Below are 18265 nucleotides of genomic sequence, written 5' to 3' on the forward strand. Positions count from 1 at the left end.
ACACCTCAACGGCGTTTGCGGGGCTTTCCGGGCAGGGTCTCGGCCAGCCGACCTGTGTGATCTAAAGCGGTCAGGTAGTCGCGCGCCCACGCCACGATGTCGTGCTTCGCCAGGTGTTTGCGCATCGCGGTCATCCGGACTTTGAGATCGTCCGGTTTCGCCTCCATCGCCCGCAGCAGGGTCTCCTTCAGCCCGTCCAGATCGTGCGGGTTGACCAGGAAAGCCTGTTCCAGCTCGGCGGCCGCCCCGGCGAACTCGCTGAGCACCAGCGCGCCCGCACCGTCCTCCCGGGCCGCCACGAACTCCTTGGCGACCAGGTTCATCCCGTCCCGCAGCGGGGTCACCACCATCACGTCCGCGGTCCGGTACAGCGCGGCCAGCTCGGAACGCTCGAACGCCTGGTTCAGGTAGTGGATGGCCGGCTCGCCGACCCGGCCGAACTCCCCGTTGATCCGGCCGACCTCGCCCTCGATCCGGTCCCGCAGGTCCCGGTAGCTCTCCACCCGCTCCCGGCTGGGCACGGCCACCTGGACCAGCACGGTGTCCCGGACCTTCACGTGCCCGTCGCGCAGCAGCTCCCGGTAGGCCGTCAGCCGGTGCTCGATGCCCTTGGTGTAGTCCAGCCGGTCCACGCTGAGCAGCACCCGCTTGGGCTGCCCCAGATCGCGGCGCAGCTGCTTGGCCTGGGCCACCACGTCCGGGCGGGCGGCCAGGGCACGGACCTCGGCGACGTCGATGGAGACCGGGAACGCGGCGGTCCGCACCGTCCGCCCGTCCACCTCGATGTCGTCGTCGGCGGTCGGCGTGCCGATCAGCTTCTCGGCGAGCTGGGCCATGTTGTGCGCGGCCTGTTCCCGCTGGAAACCGATCAGGTCGGCGCCGAGCAGCCCACGGACCAGCTCGACCCGGCGGGGGAGCTGCATGAACAACTCGGGTGGCGGGAACGGCACGTGCATGAAGAACCCGATCAGCAGGTCCGGCCGCAGCTCGCGGAGCATCTGCGGGACCAGCTGCAGGTGGTAGTCCTGCACCCAGACCGCGGCGCCCGGCTCGGCGGCCTCGGCGGCCGCCTCGGCGAACCGTCGGTTGACCGCCCGGTACGTCTCCCACCAGCCCCGGTGGAAGACCGGCTGCTGGACCGCGTCGTGGTACAGCGGCCACAGTGTGGAGTTGGCGAACCCCTCGTAGTACTCCCGGAGCTCGTCCACGCTCAGCGGGACGGGACGCAGTCGCAGGCTGCCGATGTCGGGCAGGGTGGGCGCCGGGCCCACGCCGCCGGCCCAGCCGACCCAGGTCGCCGGGATCGGTGGCAGGAAGGCGTGCAGGGCGCTGGCGAGACCACCCGGACTGCGCCGCCACTCCGAGGCGCCGTCCAGTGCGGCGTTGTCATCGAGGGGCAGGCGGTTGGCGACGACGACGAGCGAACTCTGACGCATCACCGTAGGTTATCGGTAGATCACCGATATTCGTCTATACGACGGCGCCGTCGTCGAATTCGTCGTCGTCGTCACCGGCACGTAGTCGCCAGACCAGGGTCACCGCGCCGCCCACGATCGCGATGAAGCCGAGGAGCGTCACCAGCTCGGGATCGACCGGGATCAGCTCCGGGAACAGGAACAGCACGAAACCGGCCACCACTCCCAGCAGGCCGAGAACCGCGTACTTCGAGATGTGCGGCATCGGTGGTGGGGGCGGCGGGATGTACCGCTCCTCCTCCTCGTCACCGGGCAGATCGGCACCGAAGGTGTCCAGCCCGTAGAGGATCGAGGGCTCCGGCGGGAGCGGGTCGGTGCGCCGCCGCAGCGGCGTGCCGTCGTCCTCGGCCGGCCGGGTGCGCGGTTTCTCCGGCTCGACGTGCTCGGCCTCCGGCCAGGGGGCCGCGTCCGCGTCGACCGTGGTGTGGAAACCGGCGATGATCTTGTCCCACTCGGCGTCCACCTCGGCCTGCGGCCGCGGATCGGCCGGCGGGGCCGGCGGCGGCGTGGGCGGGGCACCACCGGTCACCTTCTGCAGGTGCTCGCGCGCGATCTCCAGCCGGGTCCGGTCCACGAAGAGCCGGTCGATGGGGCGCGCGGGCAGCGTGGTGGCCCGCAGAATGGGATTGAGATCCGCCGTGGGCTGCAGATATGCCGCGATGCCACCGGCTGCGAGCACGTCCAGGAGGTGCTCACCGACCCGTGGATCCACGTCACCCGCTGCCGCGAAATCGGCGGCGTCGAGCCCGTTGTCGCGCCGCCCTCGACGGGCGCCACCCGTTGTCACCGATGCACCCCCTTGCCGACCGTGCCTTGAATGGTGACACGGCAGGCACCGGTTGCGGGAGTGCGTTGTGGCGCGCCGCTCCCGCTTCGTACGCTTCCTGTCGCCCCGGACACCCACGGCGCACCCGCTGAAAGGACGTCAGTGTTCTACTGGCTGCTGAAGTTGGTGGTCCTCGGACCGCTGCTGAGACTGCTCTTCCGGCCGAAGGTCGAGGGCCTGGCCAACGTGCCGGGAACCGGCCCGGTGATCCTCGCCTGCAACCACCTCTCCTTCTCCGATTCGATCTTCACACCGCTGATCATGAAGCGGAAAGTGACCTTCGTCGCCAAGGCCGAATACTTCACCGGCAAGGGGATCAAGGGCTGGTTCTCCCGGATGTTCTTCCTCGGCGCGGGGACGATCCCGGTGGACCGTTCGGGTGGTCAGGCCGCCCAGGCGGCGCTGGACACCCTGCTGCGGGTGCTGCGCGAGGGCAACGTCGCGGGCATCTACCCGGAGGGCACCCGCTCCCCGGACGGCCGGCTCTACCGCGGCAAGACCGGGGTGGCCCGGCTGGCCCTGGAGAGCGGCGCGCCGGTGGTGCCGATGGCGATGCTGAACACCGACGAGATCCAGCCCACCGGCACCCTGATCCCGTCGATCAAACGGGTCCGGATCCGGATCGGCGAGCCGCTGGACTTCTCCCGTTACGCCGACCAGCGCGGCGACCGCTTCGTCGAGCGGGCGATCACCGACGAGATCATGTACGAGCTGATGGCCCTCTCCGGCCGGGAGTACGTCGACGTCTATGCCTCGACGTTGAAGACCTCGGTGGAGGTTCCGGCTCCCACGCGTACCCGAAAGGCGGCCTGAGGCGCTCTCAGCCCCCGCGCCGCACGCACCTGTCCCGGCGCCCGGCCGCGGAAGACGCGCGACCGGGCGCCGGGAACCGGGTCAACCCGTCATGCCCGCCCGGCGGCGCAGGGCCTGCACGTCGGTCACCACGATGCGCCGGCCCTCGGTGCGCAGCCAGCCGCGGCTGGCGAACGACCCGATCGCCTGGTTCACGCTCTGCCGCGAACCGCCGGCCATCTCGGCCAGCTGACTCTGGTTGAGCTCGATGGTGATCATCGGCGCCTGGCTCTCCCCGGAGAGGCGGACCAGGGTCTTGGCCACCCGCCCGGGCAGGTCCAGGAAGACGTGGTCGGCGTTCTGCTCGGTGAGACGGCGGATCAGGCCGCCGACCGAGCGCATCACCGCGTCCAGGATGCGCGGATTGGAGTGCACCAGGTCCATGAAGGCCGCCCGGGACAGCGAGAGCGCCTGGGAGTCCTCGATGGCCTCGGCGGACGCGCTGCGGGTGGAGGCGTCCAACAGGGACACCTCGCCGAGCACGTCAGGTGGCCGCACCACGGTGAGCACGGCGCGCTCACCGGTCGGTGCGGTGCGGAACACGGCGACGGCTCCCCGCTTCATGATGATCAGCGAGTCGCCGGGGTCGTTCTCCACGAACAGGATCTGGTTCTTGCGGTAGTGGCGTGGGACAGCCGCGGCGATGACCCGCTGTCGCACGTCCGGCTCCAGACCGGCGAACATCTCCACGCCGGTCAGTGCGTCGCCGGAATCCGGCAGGCGATGGTCCACGGCGTATCCCTCCCCCGATGGGGACCGCGTCGACCCCGGCCGGCGTCGGCCCCACGACGCGAACGATCACTCTTAGCACGAAGCGTGCCCCCGGCGCCATTCCTGTCCGGACATCGAAGGCTCGCCCCCGTACGATCATGTCCCTTCGGTGGCTGTCTGTAAACCGCTCATCGCCTTCTGTGATTGTCGCCCCGGTTGTCCGTCGCTTTGGTGGCTTGTGCCGAGATAATCCCGCAGTGCCGGATGACGACCTTCTTCGATCGACTCTGCGGGATCAGTGGCATCTCGTCCCCTCCGAGATCACCGCGCTGCCGCCGGCCACCATGTCGGTCGGCTGGGAGATCATCACCGGGCCCGGCCGCCGCTACGTGGCCCGGCTCGCCGAGGCGGCCGCCCGGCAGCCCATGGAAGCCGGGCTGCTCGCCGCCGAACACCTGCGCCACGCCCGCATCGACGCCGGTGAACCGGTCCGCACCCTGGGCGGCGGCCTCACCGCCGAGACCGCCTGCGGTGCGCTCGCCGTGCTCCGCCGCCTCCCCGGCCGCCACCTGGACGGCCACGACCCGGTCGACCAGCAGTGGTGGGGCGAACGCCTCGGCGCCGTACACCGGGCGCTGCAGGGCTTCCGGCACCCCGGCCTGCGCACCTGGTACATGCTCGACGCCGAGGCGCCGCACCTGACCGGCGAACCGTGGCTGCGCGAAGCCGTCGCCGACGCGATCGCCGTCGTCACCCGCCTGACCGTGACCGATCGCCTCACCTACGGCGTCCTGCACGGCGACCCGGCCCCCGACACGTTCGTCCTCGACCCGGAGACCGGCCGGTCCGGCGTCCTGCACTGCGGCGCGGGCGGCACCGGCCCCCTCGTCTACGACGTCGCCGCCGCCGTCGTCTACGCCGGCGGCGCCGACCGGGCCGCCGAACTCCTCGACGGCTACCTGGCAGCCGGCCCGGTCAGCGCCGACGAACTCGAAGCCGCCCTGCCCGTGCTGCTGCGCCTGCGCTGGGCCGTCCAAGCCGACCGGGCCGCCCGCTGGGGCTACCCGGACGTCCTCGGACGGGCGCGACAGGCCCTGGAATCCATGCCCGGATGACGATGGGCAAGGATGGGGCCGATGTCCTACCGCTATTTTTACGACTGTGAGTTCATCGAGGACGGGCGCATCGTCGACCTGGTCTCCATCGGTGTCGTCGACGAGTTCGGCCGCGAGTTCTACGCGGTCAGCACCGAATTCGACGACTCCCGCGCGGTGCCCTGGGTCCGCCGCAACGTCCTCGACAAACTGCCGTCGCCCGCCGACAAGGCGTGGCGCAGCCGCGAACGGATCCGCGAGGACCTCTACCAGTTCCTGATCGAACCGATCCAGGGACGCAACGAGCAGATGGAACTCTGGGCCTGGTACGCCGCCTACGACCACGTGGCGCTGGCCCAGCTGTGGGGCGCGATGCCCGCCCTGCCGCGCGAGATCCCCCGCTTCACCAAGGACCTGCGCCAGCGCTGGGACGATCTGGGCCGCCCGGCGCTGCCGGAGATGGCGGGCCGGCACGACGCGCTGGTCGACGCCCGCCACAACCTGGCCCGCTGGCAGACCATGACGAAGAAGCCCTGACACACCCTGGACGGAAAAACCCACCCCGCCGGTTACTTCCGGCCGGGCGTCGCCCCATCTTCACCCGTTCGGGGTACGACCTGAGCCGTCCCGCAAACCACACCTCCCCGGGCTGATCGCGCTCGTCTGCCCACTCACGCCCGTGCCGCCCGCGCCGGGCGGAGCTGCCCGCTCCCGCACCGGGCCGCCCCGCCCGCCGTCCTCTCGAGCGGGTCGAGCAGGCTCGGCCCGGGCTGGGCGGAGTTGCCTGCTCCCGTGTCAGGCGGCCCTGCCTGCCGTCCTCTCGAGCGGGTCGAGCGGACTCGGCCCGCGCTCTTCGCGGGTGCGGCCGTCGCTCCGGTAGGGCCGTCACTCGAACCCGTTCGCGCGATCGGGCTCGGTGTGGCGGGCCGCGGCGGGTGACCGATGCACCCGGTTGTGCCGTCGGGTGCGGCTGCCGTCTCGGGGCGGGTGTTCCGCGTACCCGCCGTGTCATCGGGTGCGCCGGCCGTCCTCGGGGTTGTTGGGCGCGCCCACTCACATGATCGGGTGCTGTTGCCGTCCCGAGAGGGGCGTCACGCGAACCCGATCGTGTCGTCGGGTGCGCCGGCCGGTCCTCGGCGGGCGTCGAATGCACCCATTCGTGCTTGAGTTGATCAACGCCGTGACCAGTAACTATGCGGTCCCCTTCGCCGTGGTGACTAGTCGGCCGGCGGCGGTCGCGGTGGTGGTGGTGACTTCCTGCCCTACTTCCAGCAATCCCCCAGCGGTCGCATTAGCGCAGCTCAGCCGTTTGTCGCAGCGCGTGGTCACGTCCAAGGTCAACTTTTGCTGGGTGGCATGGTGCGGCTGCCGGGCCGTCGCTCAGGGTTGTTTTCGGCTCGCGGATGGACCACAGCCGACGGCCGAGATGGTCGAGCCGTCGGACACGGCTGTTCGGGAGGGTGGGAATCAGCCGTGAGCGACGGCTCGGGGTCACCCGGCCGTCGTCCGCGGTTGTTTTCGGCTCTCGGGTGGACCGTGGGCGACGGCCGGGGTGGTCGGAACGCGTACTCGACCTTTTCCGATCTTGGCGACGGCCCCGACGAGGCCGCGGGTGGCTGAACGGTGCCTACGCGCGGGGCGACCGGGGACGGCGTCCGGCAGACGTGATGGCGTCCGCAGCAGGGTCGACGGTCACACTCATGATCAACTCAAGCTGAGTGGCATGGGACCCGCCCCTGCCGTCGCTGGCGGCTGCCTTGTGCCTTCTGGAGAGCCGTGGACTACGGCTGCGTCCTCGGGGCCGTCGTCGGCGGCCGGGTTCGCGCTTGTTGGAGTGCCGCGGGCGACGGCTCAGCCTTTCGGGCCGTCAGTGATGGTTCATCCGCGCGTCGAAGACGGCCGTGGGCGACGGCTGGGGAGCCCGAGCCGTCAAACATGGTTCCTCCGGGAGCCGAGGGCGGCCCTGGTGGGCGGCCGATGGACCCGAGTCGTCGGCCCGGTTCCAGCCTGCGACCGGTTCCAGCCTGAGACCGGGAAACAGCCGTGGCGACGTGAGTGCATCGCCGCTGCCCTTGGAGGTACCCGATGCCGCCCATCGGTGGGCCGACGGCCTTGAGCCGGGCGTCCAGACACGTTTCGTGGTCAGCGTGCGAAGCCCGTCCGCGTGGTGATTTCAGGCGCGCTCGGCGCCCGAAGTCACCGCACCCGTGGTGGAGCGTGGTGACTTCAGGCGCGCTGGGCACTGTCACCACAGCCGTCGTGGACCGTGGTGATTTCGGGCGCGCTGGACGCCCGAAGTCACCACGCCGGTGGGGGTGTGGTGATTTCGGGCGCGCTGGACGCCCGAAGTCACCACGCCGGTGGGGGTGTGGTGATTACGGGCGCGCTGGACGCCCCAAGTCACCACACCCGTGGGGGTGTGGTGTTTTCGGGTGGTCAGCGCGCCCGAAATCACCACGCAGGCAGACCCTGACTGCTCATTAGGTGTCTAGTGCGTCCGTTCGGGGGCCTACACGACTGGGCGACTGGGCGACTGGGCGACTGGGCGACTGGGCGACTGGGCGACTGGGCGACTGGACGACTGGACGGACGGACGGGCGGACGGGCGGACGGGCCGCGGAGTGGGAGATCTGGCGGTCTGCTTCGGAGTTCGCCGGAAGAGGCGCTCTCCTGTGGGCCGCTGAGCGGGGACCGATGCCGACCCGATCCGACGCCCCAACCCCTCGTCCCGGGCCACATGCCGGGGAAGGCCGATCCGAGACCGGGGGTTGAGGCGTCGAGTGCTCTGGGCGTACCCCTGAAAGGGCGTCAGCGGACCGCTCAGAGTGACAAACCATGATTATTAGGAAATAGCGGACCCGCAGTGTCGTTGGGGACGTCCTCGCGGGACGCCTCCACCGCCGCCATCGACGACGGCAACTCGAACGGCAGGGTGCCGGTCGCCGGTGCGCGGCCGAACAGTACGTCCAGCAGGGCTTCGTCGCTGGAGCCGAAGCTTCCGACCAGGGCGGCCTTGCCGGAGAGCGGGGTCAGGACGGCCGGCCGGTCCAGCCAGACGTCGACGACCGTCGGGACCGTCCCGGAGACTTCGAGGAGTGGCGCCAGTTCGTCGGCCGTCCATTCGAGGCGGCCGGCGTGGAAGAACGCCTCGAAGCCGCCGCCGCGCTGGTCGAACGGGGCGGCCCGGCGGATGATCGCGGCGTCGGCCTGGGCCGGGTCGTCGACGACCTTGGCGTAGCGGGCGGCCACGGACGGGTCCACGCCGTCGACGTAGATCGTCGCACCTTCGGTGAGGGGCAGCACCGTGCCGTGGTTGTCGAGGACGACGATCGAGCGGCGCTGCGCCTCCAGTCCGGCGGCGAGGAAGACGGGCTTTCCGGCGATCTTCGATGTCTCGGCCGGGTTGACGTAGCGGCGTTCGTCGAAGAGGCCGAGCCGGAACTTGTCGAGCAGGATGCGCCGGACCGAGACGTCGATCCGTTCCTCCGTGAGCCGCCCCTGCTCCACCAGATCAATGATCAGTTCCGGACAGTACTCACCGCCGAGTTGATCAGCGCCGGCGTTCAGGATCTTGAGGACGCGGGAGTGCCGGTCCAGGTGTTCGACGCCCCAGGCGCGGGCCGGCATCGGCGAGCCCATGATCTCGGCGTCGGTGACCAGGCCCCAGTCGGTGCAGACCACGCCGTCGAAGCCGTACCGGCCGCGGAGCAGTCCCTCGACGACGCCCTGGCTGAAGCTGAAGCCGACCTCCTCGTACATGGTGCCGACCGGCATCCCGTAGTAGGGCATGACCTGGGCTGCCCCGGCGGCGAAGGCGGCCTCGAACGGCTTCAGGTGGTAGTCCCAGTAACCGCCCGGATAGACCTGCTCCCGCCCGTACGCGAAATGCGCGTCCTCGCCGTTCATCTGCGGCCCGGCGCCGGGGAAGTGTTTGACCATCGCCGCCACGCTGTCCGGCCCGAGTTCGGTGCCCTGCAGGCCGAGGATGTACTCGGTCAGCAGCGCCGAGACAACGGAGGCGTCGGAGCCCAGGGTGCCGCTGGTGCGCGCCCACCGCGGCTCGGTGGCCAGGTCCGCCATCGGGTGCAGGGCGACCCGGATGCCGGTGGCCAGGTATTCCTGGCGGACGGTGTCGGCGAATTCGCGTACCAGAGAAGGGTCTTTGGTGGCGCCCAGGCCGATCGGCTCCGGCCAGGCCGAGAAACCGCCGGCCGACGCCGAGGCCGCGGGGTTGTCGATGACGCCGTGCCGCGGGTCGGTGGAGACGGTGACCGGGATGCCGTGGCCGATCCCGGCGGCGATCTCCTGGATCCGGTTGTGCCATTCGGCGAGCTTGCGGGGCGGCACCGGCGCGAACGTCAGGAGGTTCACGTGGTTGATCAGCTTGTCCTTGAGCAGGAACTCCCAGGACGGGATCATCGCGTCGCCGTCGTGCAGGGTGCCGTCCGGGTTGACCGCGATCATCGTGTGGAACATCAGGCCGGCCTTCTCCGCGAGGGTGAGGCGGCTCATCAGGTCGGTGACCCGTTGGTCCGTGTTCATCGAGATCTCCTTCAAGAACCGAGACGTCAGCGAGCGCCGCGGATCATCTGGACCAGCAGGGAACCGGCGACGGCGACGACCGCGCCGAGGCCGAAGAGCAGGCCGTAGTTGGCGCCACCGCTGCCGATGGCGAGGATCGGGGCGGCCAGGATCGGGACGAGGGACTGGGGCAGGGCGTTGGCGATGTTGAGGACGCCCATGTCCTTGGCCGCGTCGTCCGGGTTGGGCAGCACGTCGGTGGCGAGGGCCAGGTCGACGGCGAGGTAGACGCCCTCGCCGAGGCCGAAGAGCACACAGGCGGCGAGGAAGACCGGGAAGCTTCCGGCGAACGCGATCACCAGCAGGGCGACGGCGAGGACGACACCGGCGCCGAGGACGAACGGCTTGCGCTTGCCGGTGCGGTCGGAGAGCATGCCGCCGAACGTCGAGCCGATCACCAGGCCACCGGTGGTGATCAGGGTGGCGAGCAGGATGCCGCCGGCCACGTTGTCGGTGGTGTACCCGAACCGGTCGATCAGCAGGTACGCCTGGTAGGTGGTGACGCTGGCCAGGCCCATCCAGATCAGGAACCGGCTGAGGATGTTCCAGGCGAAGTCGGGGTGCCGGCGCGGGTTGATGTAGAAGGTGCGCAGGAACTCGCCGAAGCTGTACCGGGCGTGCTGTTCGGCCGCGGCCGGGCGGTCCTTGAGGATCACGATGAGCAGCACCACGGTGGCGACGCCGATCGCGGCCGGGACCAGGAACATCAGCAGGGTGCTGGTGAGGACCGCGGCGATGGCCGTGCCGCCCAGGATGGCGACCGAGGTCATCAGGCCCATGATGCCGCTGACCCGGCCCCGCTGCTGGGTGGGGATCTGGTCGGGCAGCAGGGCGGTGAGCGTCGCGAGGGTGGCGTTGACGCCGAGCTGGGCGATCGCCCATCCGGCGGTCAGGACGCCGATGGTGTCACCGAGTGCGACGATCGTCAGGCCGGCGAAGCCGAGCAGCATGCCGCCGATCAGCCAGGGCCGCCGTTTGCCGAAGCGGGAGGTGGTGCGGTCGGACATCGCGCCGAAGAACGGGTTGCCGATCAGCGCGAGCACCGCGCCGACGGAGAGGACCGTGCCGAGGGCGGCGGACTTGTCGTTCGGCGCGATCTGGGCGACCCGGATCGACATGGTGACCACGACGGGCGTGAGGATCGTGAGGTACGCGCCGAGTTGCGCGAGGGCCATCGCGACGATCAGCCGGGTGGGCGCGTCGGGGGCTGCGGGAGGAGCGGCCGGCGATGCGGAAGCGGGGCTCGGGTGAAGAGTGGTCATCGCACACCTCGGAGGGGTTTGTTAACGCCTTGTTTTCTGAAGGTATCGATTCCATTTGCACCGAACCAGAGGTCATAAGGGCTGGTCATAGCCATGATTCGCCTGTGTCTCTGCTTTTCGGCAAGTCGTTTTGCCACCTTTGCCCTTCACTGGGTGTGAGGTCGCTCGCATCGCCACGTCAATAACGTCCAGATCTGGCAAAACCCCGGCGTAGGGTTCCCGCATGAACCCGCCCACCGGCCGTCGCGTGCATCTGGTACGCCGCGATCTGCTGCTGTCGGTGGTGCGCGAGGCCGGCCGGATCAGCCGCGCCGATCTGGTCCGGCGCACCGGCATGGCCCGGATGACGGTGAACGGTCTGGTCACCGATCTGCTCGCCGCCGGCCTGCTGGCCGAGAGCGAGGCGGTGGCCGACGGCACCCGCTCCGGCCGGCCCGCCCGCTCGCTCACCCTGGGACCCGCGGCCGGCGGTGTGGTCGGCGCGGTGGTCGCCGCGGACGGGATCCGCGTCGCGGTGGCCGGGCTGACCGGGGAGATCCGCACCGAGCGGACCTGGCGCACCGGCACCGCCGACCCGGCCGTCGCCCTCGACGCGGTGGCCACCCTGATCGCCGAGTGCGAGGCCGAGATCGGCGGCCGGGTCTGGTCCACCGTCGTCGGACTGTCCGCCCCGATCAGCGGCGGCGTCGTGCAGGCCAGCAGCGTGCTGCCCGGCTGGGCGGGCGTCGCGCCCGGACCGGAGCTGCAGCGCCGCCTCGGGCACCGGGTGACCGCCCGCAACGACGCCGACCTCTGCCTGCTCGGCGAGGTGGGATACGGCGTCGCCGCCGGCCACCAGGACGTCTGTTACGTCCGTGTCGCCTCCGGCATCGGCTGCGGCCTGCTCCTCGGCGGCGTGGTCCACCACGGCGCGACCGGGGTGGCCGGCGAGATCGGGCACGTCCAGGTGGACGAGACCGGGGCGCTCTGCCGCTGCGGCAACCGCGGCTGCCTGGAGACCATCGCCTCACCCCGGGAGATCCTGCGGGCTCTGGAGATGACGTACGGCGAGCAGCTCACCCCGGCCCGGGCGGTGGCATTGGCGCGTACCGACGCCACCGCGGAACGGGTGCTCGCCGATGCCGGCCGGATGATCGGGCGGGTGGTCGCCGACCTGGCCAACACGATCAACCCGTCGCTGGTGGTGCTGGACGGCCCACTGATCGACGCGGACGGCCCGATCATCGCCGGGGTCCGCGACTCGTTGCGGCACTACTCCCAGCCGGAGGTGGCCGCCTCCACGGCGGTGCTGGTCAGCGCGCTCGGCGGCCGGTCCGCCCTGCTCGGTGCGATCGCCGCCGCGCTGAACGCCACGCCCACCGCCCGGGGGAGCCGCGCCTTCGCCCGGGTCGCGGCCGAGGGCCCGCTGGGTTCCCGGGAGCGGGCGGTCCGCCGCGACATGCTCACCGACGCGCTGCGCGGACGCGGCCCGACGTCCCGCAGCGACCTCGTGAAGCTCACCGGGCTGCCCCGGGCCGCGGTCGCCGAACTACTGGCCGGTCTCCAGCACGACGGGGTGGTCGAGCAGTGCCGCCCGGAGGGCACCCGGACCGGCCGCCCGTCCCCGCACTTCCGGCTGCCCGCCGGCGAGGGCCTGCTGATCGGCCTGTCGTTCGAGGGGGAGGGCATCCGGGTCGCGGTCGCCGACGGCTCCGGCGAGGTCCGGTTCACCGACTTCCGGGCGATCCCGATGACCAGCGGCGACACCCGGCCGGCCCTGCGGGCGCTCGGCGGCCTGGCCCTGGACCTGCTGGGCCGCAACGGTCTGCGGCTCGGGCCGGGCACACCGGTGGCGATGAGCGTGCCGGCCCCGGTGCACCCGGTCACCGGTCATCTCGGCGAGCACAGCGTGCTGCCGATGTTCTCCGGCTTCTCGCCGGGCGAGGTGGTCGCCGAGGTGCTCGGATGCCCGGTCCGGGTCTACAACAACGCCCAGCTCGCGGCGCTCGCCGAGAGCCGCCGCGGCGCCGCCCGGGGCGCCCGCGACCTGCTCTATCTCAGCGCCGACCAGCACGCCGGGGCCGGGATCCTGGCCGGCGGCCGGATGCACGGCGGCGCCATCGGGTACGCCGGCGAGGTCGGTCACCTGACCGTCCGCGACGTCGGGCCGTTCTGTCTCTGCGGGCGCCGCGGCTGCCTGTCCGCCTTCCTGTCCCCGGGCTGGTTCGGCGCGATCCTGGAACGCCGTGCCGGTGACGGGCCGGCCGGCGAGGACCGGCTGCTCGACCTGGCCGCGCACGGCGACCGTCCCGCCCAGCGCGCCCTGCTGGACGCCGGCCGGATGATCGGCCGGACCGTCACCCCGCTCTGCGACGTGCTCAACCCTGCCGTGGTGGTGGTCGGCGGGCGCTTCATCGAGCCGGGTGTCCAGGTGGTCGACGGCGTCCGGGAGGCCCTGCAACGGCACTGCGCCCCGAGCGCGGCGGCCGGCCTGACGGTGGTCCCGGCGGCCCTCGGACGCGAGGCCCAGGTACTGGGAGCGGTGGACTCCCTGCGGTTTTCCGGAAACCGGATCGAAACCCACAGGTCTTCACGGGGTGGTGACGAGGGCCTCACCAGGGCCGGTTAGAGTTCGGGTGCGGCCCGCCCCGGGCCTGGCAACGCTGCCGACGACCGTTCCCGGGGTCCTTGCGGGTCATCTGCATCTCGCTACCCGATCCAGGGGAAGGACGAGGAAAATCATGCGTATCGGCGTGCTCACCGGGGGCGGCGACTGCCCCGGTCTCAACGCGGTCATCCGTGCCGTGGTCCGCAAGGGCGTCACCGCCTACGGCCACGAGTTCGTCGGGTTCCGTGACGGCTGGAAGGGCCCGCTGGAGGGTCTGACGAAGCCGCTGGGCATCGCGGAGGTCCGTGGCATCCTGCCGCGCGGCGGCACGATCCTGGGCTCTTCCCGGACCAACCCGTTCAAGATCGACGGTGGCGTCGAGAAGATCAAGGCGAACCTGGCCGAGCAGGGTGTGGACGCGCTGGTCGCGATCGGCGGCGAGGACACCCTCGGCGTCGCCACCAAGCTGCACGACCTGGGCGTCAATGTCGTCGGCGTGCCGAAGACGATCGACAACGACCTCAACGGCACCGACTACACGTTCGGCTTCGACACCGCGGTCAACATCGCGATGGAGGCCATCGACCGGCTGCACACCACCGCCGAGTCGCACCACCGCACCCTGGTCGTCGAGGTCATGGGCCGCCACGCGGGCTGGATCGCCCTGCACGCCGGTCTCGCCGGTGGCGCCAACGTGATCCTGCTGCCGGAGCGCAAGTTCGACGTGGACCAGGTCGCCACCTACGTGACCAAGCGCTTCCAGGTGGAGTACGCGCCCATCGTCGTCGTCGCGGAGGGCGCTCAGCCCCTCGACGGCCAGATGGTCCTGCACAACCAGGAGCTCGACAACTTCGGCCACGTCCGCCTCGGCGGCATCGGCCAGTGGCTCGCCGAGCAGATCGAGGAGAAGACCGGCAAGGAGGCCCGCACGGTCGTCCTCGGTCACATCCAGCGCGGTGGCACCCCGACCGCGTTCGACCGGGTGCTCTCCACCCGGTTCGGCCTGCAGGCGATCGACGCCGTCCACGAGGGCGACTTCGGCAAGATGGTGGCGCTGCGCGGCACCGACATCGTCCGGATCCCGCTGATCGAGGGCACCGGCGAGCTGAAGACCGTTCCGCTCGAGCGTTACGAAGAGGCCGAGGTCTTCTTCGGCAACTGATCGACCACGCGATAATGCCGGGGACGCAGCACGCGTCCCCGGCATTTCGTCGTTTCAGGGGGGTTCTGCCATGTCGGACCACACGGTCGCGGTTCTCGGAGCGGGCAAGATGGGCGAACTCGTCCTCGCCGGCATCCTGCGGGCCGGCCGTCCGGCGGTCGCGACCGCCCGCCGTGCCGAGCGCGCCGCCGAGCTGACCGACCGGCACGGCGTGACGGTCCTGCCCAACGACCAGGCGGTGTCGGGGGCGGACATCCTGGTGATCGGCGTCAAACCGCAGGATGCCGGAAAGCTGCTCGACGAGATCGCCCCGCACGTCACCCCGGACAAGCTCGTCGTCTCGCTCTGCGCGGGCCTGCCGACGGCGTTCTTCGCCGCCCGCCTGTCCGACGACGTCCCGGTCGTCCGCGTCATGACCAACACCCCGGCCCTGGTCGGCGCGGCGGTCAGCGCGATCTCCCCGGGCGCGCGGGCGACCGCCGAGCACGTGGCGATCGCGGAGGAACTGTTCCGCCCGCTCGGCGCGACCGTCCACGTCCCGGAGTACCAGCAGGACGCCGTGACGGCGCTGTCCGGTTCCGGGCCGGCCTACTACTACCTGATCGCCGAGGCGATGATCGAGGCCGGCGTCCGGCTCGGCCTGCCGCGCCAGGTGGCCCACCAGTTGATCGTGCAGACCGCGGTGGGCTCGGCGGCGATGCTGCGGGACTCCGGCGAGCACCCGGCACTGCTGCGCGAGGCCGTGACGTCCCCGGCCGGGACGACGGCTGCGGCTCTGCGCGAGATGGAGAATCATGGGGTACGCGCTGCGCTCGGTGCCGCCCTCGAGGCTGCCCGCGACCGCGCCCGGGAGATCGCCGACGACATGCGCTGACCTGGTGTGACCCGTCCCGTGGTCCGGCCGGTCGCCGGACGCGCGGGGCAGGGACGGTTGCCGGCGGCTCAGTACCAGATGGCGATCCGGCTGCCGGCGTCCTCCTCGGGCGGGCTCGGGTGGCTCTGGGCCGCGCCGGTCGCCACCCGGTGTGCCGTCCAGGCGACCGCGGCCGCGTCCAGGATGTCGTCGGGCGGGGCCTGGCCGGCCGGGCCGAGTCGTTCCGGCAGCACGATGCCGTTCGCGGCGAGCAGTTCGCGGCGGCGGGCCTGACCGCTCCAGGTCTTCTTCGAGAACGGCAGTGGTTCGCCGGCCATGGTCCGGAACGACACCTCCGGGTGCGCCTCGAAGAGCAGGCCGGGGTGGCGTTCCCAGATGGCGTTGGCCTCGAGGAGTTTGGCCCGCAGCGCCCACGACTGCCGGCTCAGACCGGCGCCGGTCATCTGCCGGCAGACCCGGTTGGCCGAGGCGAAGTCGTTCTCCTGCCAGACGGCCCGCGGCGGAACCCGGAAGACGCTGCTGCGCCGGGGCCCGAGCTGGTCGGCGGCGAGGGTGTCGGCGGCGCGCCAGCGGTCCGGGAGCATGCCGAGCGGGATGTCGACGCCGATCACCGCGGCGCCGGAGCTGCCCGCGACGATCTCGTAGAGCGTGGCGGCGAGCACCGCCCGTCCGAAGACGCCGTCGCGCAGCTCGACGCCGACCCAGCCGAGCGCGTACGCGTCGACCCCGATGACGTGGATGCTCATCAGCGGGGCAGCAGCTTCTCGATCGTCGCCACGAGGCCGGGATCGTCCGGTGTGGTGCCCGGGTCGAAGCGGGCGGCGACGGTCCCGTCCGGGGCCACCACGAACTTCTCGAAGTTCCATTGGATGTCCGGGCCGTCGCCGGTCAGCTCGCGGTAGAGCGGGTGGCGGCCGGGGCCGTTCACCTCGATCTTCTCGGTCAGCGGGAAGGTCACGCCGAAGTTGACCCGGCAGAACTCGTCGATCTCGGTGGCGGAGCCGGGTTCCTGGTGGGCGAACTGGTCGCAGGGTGCGCCGAGCAGCACCAGGCCGCGGTCCCGGTAGGTCTCGTAGAGCCTCTGCAGCCCGTCGTACTGCGGGGTGAATCCGCACCGCGAGGCCACATTGACCACCAGTACCACCGATCCGCGGTAACGGTCCAAATCGGTCGGGCCACCGGTGAGAGCGCCGATGTTGACGTCGAAGATGGTCATGGCGAAAGACTACGCGCAGTGTCTATTCGAATGCACGCCGTCGTGTTCCGTGCCTCAATGTTAAACACGCCTTAAAGCTGTTCACCTTCCTTGACTGTTGTTCATCGATGTGACTACCGTCTCCTCATCCCTCTCTTCGGAAAGTTTCCTAACTAATAAGGAGACGTCCCGTGCCCACTTCCCCCCGCCGAGCGCTGTTCGCGGCCTCGATCGTGCTCGCGGCGAGCGTCGCGGTCCCCCTCGCCTCGGCGACCGCCGCGTCCGCAGCCGCCTGCGCCCCCGCGTGGAGCTCCTCCGCCGTCTACGTCAAGGACAACGTCGCCTCCCAGGGCGGCCACAACTACACCGCGAAGTGGTGGACCCAGAACGAGTCGCCGGCCACCCACAGCGGCCAGTGGGACGTCTGGGTCGACGGCGGCGCCTGCGGCGGCACCGACCCGACCACGCCGCCCACCACCACCCCGCCCACGACACCCCCGACCACCCCGCCCACGACGCCCCCGACGACCGGGGACAAATGGGTCGTCGGGTACTTCGCCGAGTGGGGCGTCTACGCCCGCAACTACCACGTCAAGAACATCGACACGTCCGGCTCGGCCGCCAAACTCACCCACATCCTGTACGCGTTCGCCAACACCACCGGCGGCCGCTGCAGCATCGGTGACTCGTACGCCGACTACGAGAAGGCGTACACCGCGGCGGAGAGCGTCGACGGCGTCGCGGACACCTGGGACCAGCCGCTGCGGGGCTCGTTCAACCAGCTCCGCAAGCTCAAGGCCAAGTACCCGCACCTCAAGGTGATCTACTCGGTCGGCGGCTGGACCTGGTCCGGCGGCTTCACCCAGGCCGCGGCCAACCCGGCGGCATTCGCCGAGTCCTGCTACAACCTGGTCGAGGACCCGCGCTGGGCCGACGTCTTCGACGGCATCGACGTCGACTGGGAGTACCCGAACGCCTGCGGCCTCTCCTGCGACGCCAGCGGCCCGGCCGCGTACGCCAACGTGATCTCCGCGCTGCGGACGAAGTTCGGCAGCAACAACCTGATCACCTCGGCGATCAGCGCGGACGGCAGCGCCGGCGGCAAACTCGACGTGGCCGACTACGCCACCGGCATCGCGAAGCTCGACAAGGTCTTCCCGATGACCTACGACTACTTCGGCGCGTTCGCCCCGCAGGGCCCGACCGCCCCGCACTCGCCGCTCACCTCCTACACCGGCATCCCGCAGGCCGGCTTCAACTCGGACGCGGCGATCCAGAAACTCAAGGCCAAGGGCGTACCGGCGAGCAAGATCCTGCTCGGCATCGGCTTCTACGGCCGCGGCTGGACCGGCGTCACCCAGGCGGCCCCCGGCGGCTCGGCGACCGGCGCGGCGCCGGGCACCTACGAGCCCGGCATCGAGGACTACAAGGTCCTCAAGAACAGCTGCCCGGCCACCGGCACCGTCGGCGGCACCGCCTACGCCTACTGCGGCGGCAACTGGTGGAGCTACGACACCCCGGCGACCATCGGCGGCAAGCTGACCTACGCCAAGAACCAGGGCCTCGGCGGCGCGTTCTTCTGGGAACTCTCCGGCGACACCACCAACGGCGAGCTGATCTCGGCGATCAAGAGCAACCTTTAGGCG

The 18265-nt window shown here is 70.9% G+C and carries 14 protein-coding genes; 7 read left to right on the forward strand and 7 right to left on the reverse strand.

What is annotated here, in order from left to right; all coding sequences use genetic code 11:
- Window positions 1-5 precede the first annotated feature (5 nt).
- Together QSK32_RS10820 and QSK32_RS10825 are read right to left on the reverse strand one after the other, a co-directional pair.
- Window positions 6-1436: an alpha,alpha-trehalose-phosphate synthase (UDP-forming) gene (locus tag QSK32_RS10820; protein ID WP_045744606.1), complete on the reverse strand. Its 1431-nt coding sequence runs from the start codon at window positions 1434-1436 to the stop codon at window positions 6-8.
- 34 nt (window positions 1437-1470) lie between these two features.
- The gene (locus QSK32_RS10825; RefSeq protein WP_045744607.1) at window positions 1471-2262 is read right to left on the reverse strand and encodes a hypothetical protein; all 792 of its coding nucleotides are present in this window, start codon (window positions 2260-2262) and stop codon (window positions 1471-1473) included.
- Between the two features lie 141 nt (window positions 2263-2403).
- On the opposite strand from QSK32_RS10825, the gene QSK32_RS10830 reads away from it, so the two are divergent.
- The gene (locus QSK32_RS10830; RefSeq protein WP_045744608.1) at window positions 2404-3114 is read left to right on the forward strand and encodes a lysophospholipid acyltransferase family protein; all 711 of its coding nucleotides are present in this window, start codon (window positions 2404-2406) and stop codon (window positions 3112-3114) included.
- 81 nt (window positions 3115-3195) lie between these two features.
- Here QSK32_RS10830 and QSK32_RS10835 read toward each other — a convergent pair whose 3' ends face one another.
- Complete coding sequence (locus tag QSK32_RS10835; protein WP_045744609.1) at window positions 3196-3885, reverse strand: Crp/Fnr family transcriptional regulator; 690 nt, start codon at window positions 3883-3885, stop codon at window positions 3196-3198.
- A gap of 236 nt (window positions 3886-4121) precedes the next feature.
- On the opposite strand from QSK32_RS10835, the gene QSK32_RS10840 reads away from it, so the two are divergent.
- Both QSK32_RS10840 and QSK32_RS10845 read left to right on the forward strand, forming a co-directional pair.
- Window positions 4122-4979, forward strand: coding sequence for a phosphotransferase enzyme family protein (locus tag QSK32_RS10840; RefSeq protein ID WP_045744610.1), 858 nt, complete (start codon window positions 4122-4124; stop codon window positions 4977-4979).
- Between the two features lie 21 nt (window positions 4980-5000).
- Window positions 5001-5495, forward strand: coding sequence for a polyadenylate-specific 3'-exoribonuclease AS (locus QSK32_RS10845; RefSeq protein WP_045744611.1), 495 nt, complete (start codon window positions 5001-5003; stop codon window positions 5493-5495).
- A gap of 2283 nt (window positions 5496-7778) precedes the next feature.
- Here the strand turns inward: QSK32_RS10845 and QSK32_RS10850 are convergent.
- Window positions 7779-9500 (reverse strand): glycoside hydrolase family 3 protein, encoded by a 1722-nt coding sequence (locus QSK32_RS10850; RefSeq protein WP_285471799.1) that lies wholly within the window; start codon window positions 9498-9500, stop codon window positions 7779-7781.
- Window positions 9501-9526: 26 nt separating this feature from the next.
- Window positions 9527-10801, reverse strand: a complete 1275-nt coding sequence (locus QSK32_RS10855) for an MFS transporter (protein ID WP_045748160.1) — start codon at window positions 10799-10801, stop codon at window positions 9527-9529.
- A 223-nt stretch (window positions 10802-11024) separates the two neighbouring features.
- On the opposite strand from QSK32_RS10855, the gene QSK32_RS10860 reads away from it, so the two are divergent.
- The 3 genes from QSK32_RS10860 (at window position 11025) to proC (ending at window position 15424) form a co-directional block, all read left to right on the forward strand.
- The gene (locus QSK32_RS10860; protein WP_052721246.1) at window positions 11025-13409 is read left to right on the forward strand and encodes an ROK family transcriptional regulator; all 2385 of its coding nucleotides are present in this window, start codon (window positions 11025-11027) and stop codon (window positions 13407-13409) included.
- Between the two features lie 112 nt (window positions 13410-13521).
- On the forward strand, window positions 13522-14550 hold the full coding sequence (locus QSK32_RS10865) for a 6-phosphofructokinase (RefSeq protein WP_045748159.1): 1029 nt from the start codon (window positions 13522-13524) through the stop codon (window positions 14548-14550).
- 70 nt (window positions 14551-14620) lie between these two features.
- Window positions 14621-15424: a pyrroline-5-carboxylate reductase gene (gene proC / locus QSK32_RS10870; RefSeq protein ID WP_045748158.1), complete on the forward strand. Its 804-nt coding sequence runs from the start codon at window positions 14621-14623 to the stop codon at window positions 15422-15424.
- A gap of 68 nt (window positions 15425-15492) precedes the next feature.
- On the opposite strand, the gene QSK32_RS10875 is transcribed toward proC, so the two are convergent.
- Both QSK32_RS10875 and QSK32_RS10880 read right to left on the reverse strand, forming a co-directional pair.
- The gene (locus QSK32_RS10875; protein WP_045748157.1) at window positions 15493-16170 is read right to left on the reverse strand and encodes a DUF429 domain-containing protein; all 678 of its coding nucleotides are present in this window, start codon (window positions 16168-16170) and stop codon (window positions 15493-15495) included.
- Entirely contained in the window at window positions 16170-16640 is a 471-nt protein-coding gene (locus tag QSK32_RS10880) for a glutathione peroxidase (RefSeq protein ID WP_045748156.1), read from the reverse strand. The genes QSK32_RS10875 and QSK32_RS10880 overlap by 1 nt, the downstream gene beginning before the upstream one ends.
- Window positions 16641-16810: 170 nt before the next feature.
- Between QSK32_RS10880 and QSK32_RS10885 the strand changes: the two genes are divergently transcribed.
- Entirely contained in the window at window positions 16811-18262 is a 1452-nt protein-coding gene (locus QSK32_RS10885) for a glycosyl hydrolase family 18 protein (RefSeq protein WP_285471801.1), read from the forward strand.
- The last annotated feature ends 3 nt before the right edge of the window (window positions 18263-18265 follow it).

It is taken from the genome of Actinoplanes sp. NBRC 101535 (assembly GCF_030269225.1).
GTDB lineage: Bacteria > Actinomycetota > Actinomycetes > Mycobacteriales > Micromonosporaceae > Actinoplanes > Actinoplanes rectilineatus.

Excerpts from the sequence above, each read along its gene's own strand:
- QSK32_RS10820 (WP_045744606.1), bottom strand. The coding sequence starts at position 1,436 with ATGCGTCAGAGTTCGCTCGTCGTCGTCGCCAACCGCCTGCCCCTCGAT.
- QSK32_RS10845 (WP_045744611.1), top strand. The coding sequence starts at position 5,001 with ATGTCCTACCGCTATTTTTACGACTGTGAGTTCATCGAGGACGGGCGC.
- QSK32_RS10850 (WP_285471799.1), bottom strand. The coding sequence starts at position 9,500 with ATGAACACGGACCAACGGGTCACCGACCTGATGAGCCGCCTCACCCTC.
- QSK32_RS10855 (WP_045748160.1), bottom strand. The coding sequence starts at position 10,801 with ATGACCACTCTTCACCCGAGCCCCGCTTCCGCATCGCCGGCCGCTCCT.
- QSK32_RS10860 (WP_052721246.1), top strand. The coding sequence starts at position 11,025 with ATGAACCCGCCCACCGGCCGTCGCGTGCATCTGGTACGCCGCGATCTG.
- QSK32_RS10865 (WP_045748159.1), top strand. The coding sequence starts at position 13,522 with ATGCGTATCGGCGTGCTCACCGGGGGCGGCGACTGCCCCGGTCTCAAC.
- proC (WP_045748158.1), top strand. The coding sequence starts at position 14,621 with ATGTCGGACCACACGGTCGCGGTTCTCGGAGCGGGCAAGATGGGCGAA.
- QSK32_RS10875 (WP_045748157.1), bottom strand. The coding sequence starts at position 16,170 with ATGAGCATCCACGTCATCGGGGTCGACGCGTACGCGCTCGGCTGGGTC.
- QSK32_RS10880 (WP_045748156.1), bottom strand. The coding sequence starts at position 16,640 with ATGACCATCTTCGACGTCAACATCGGCGCTCTCACCGGTGGCCCGACC.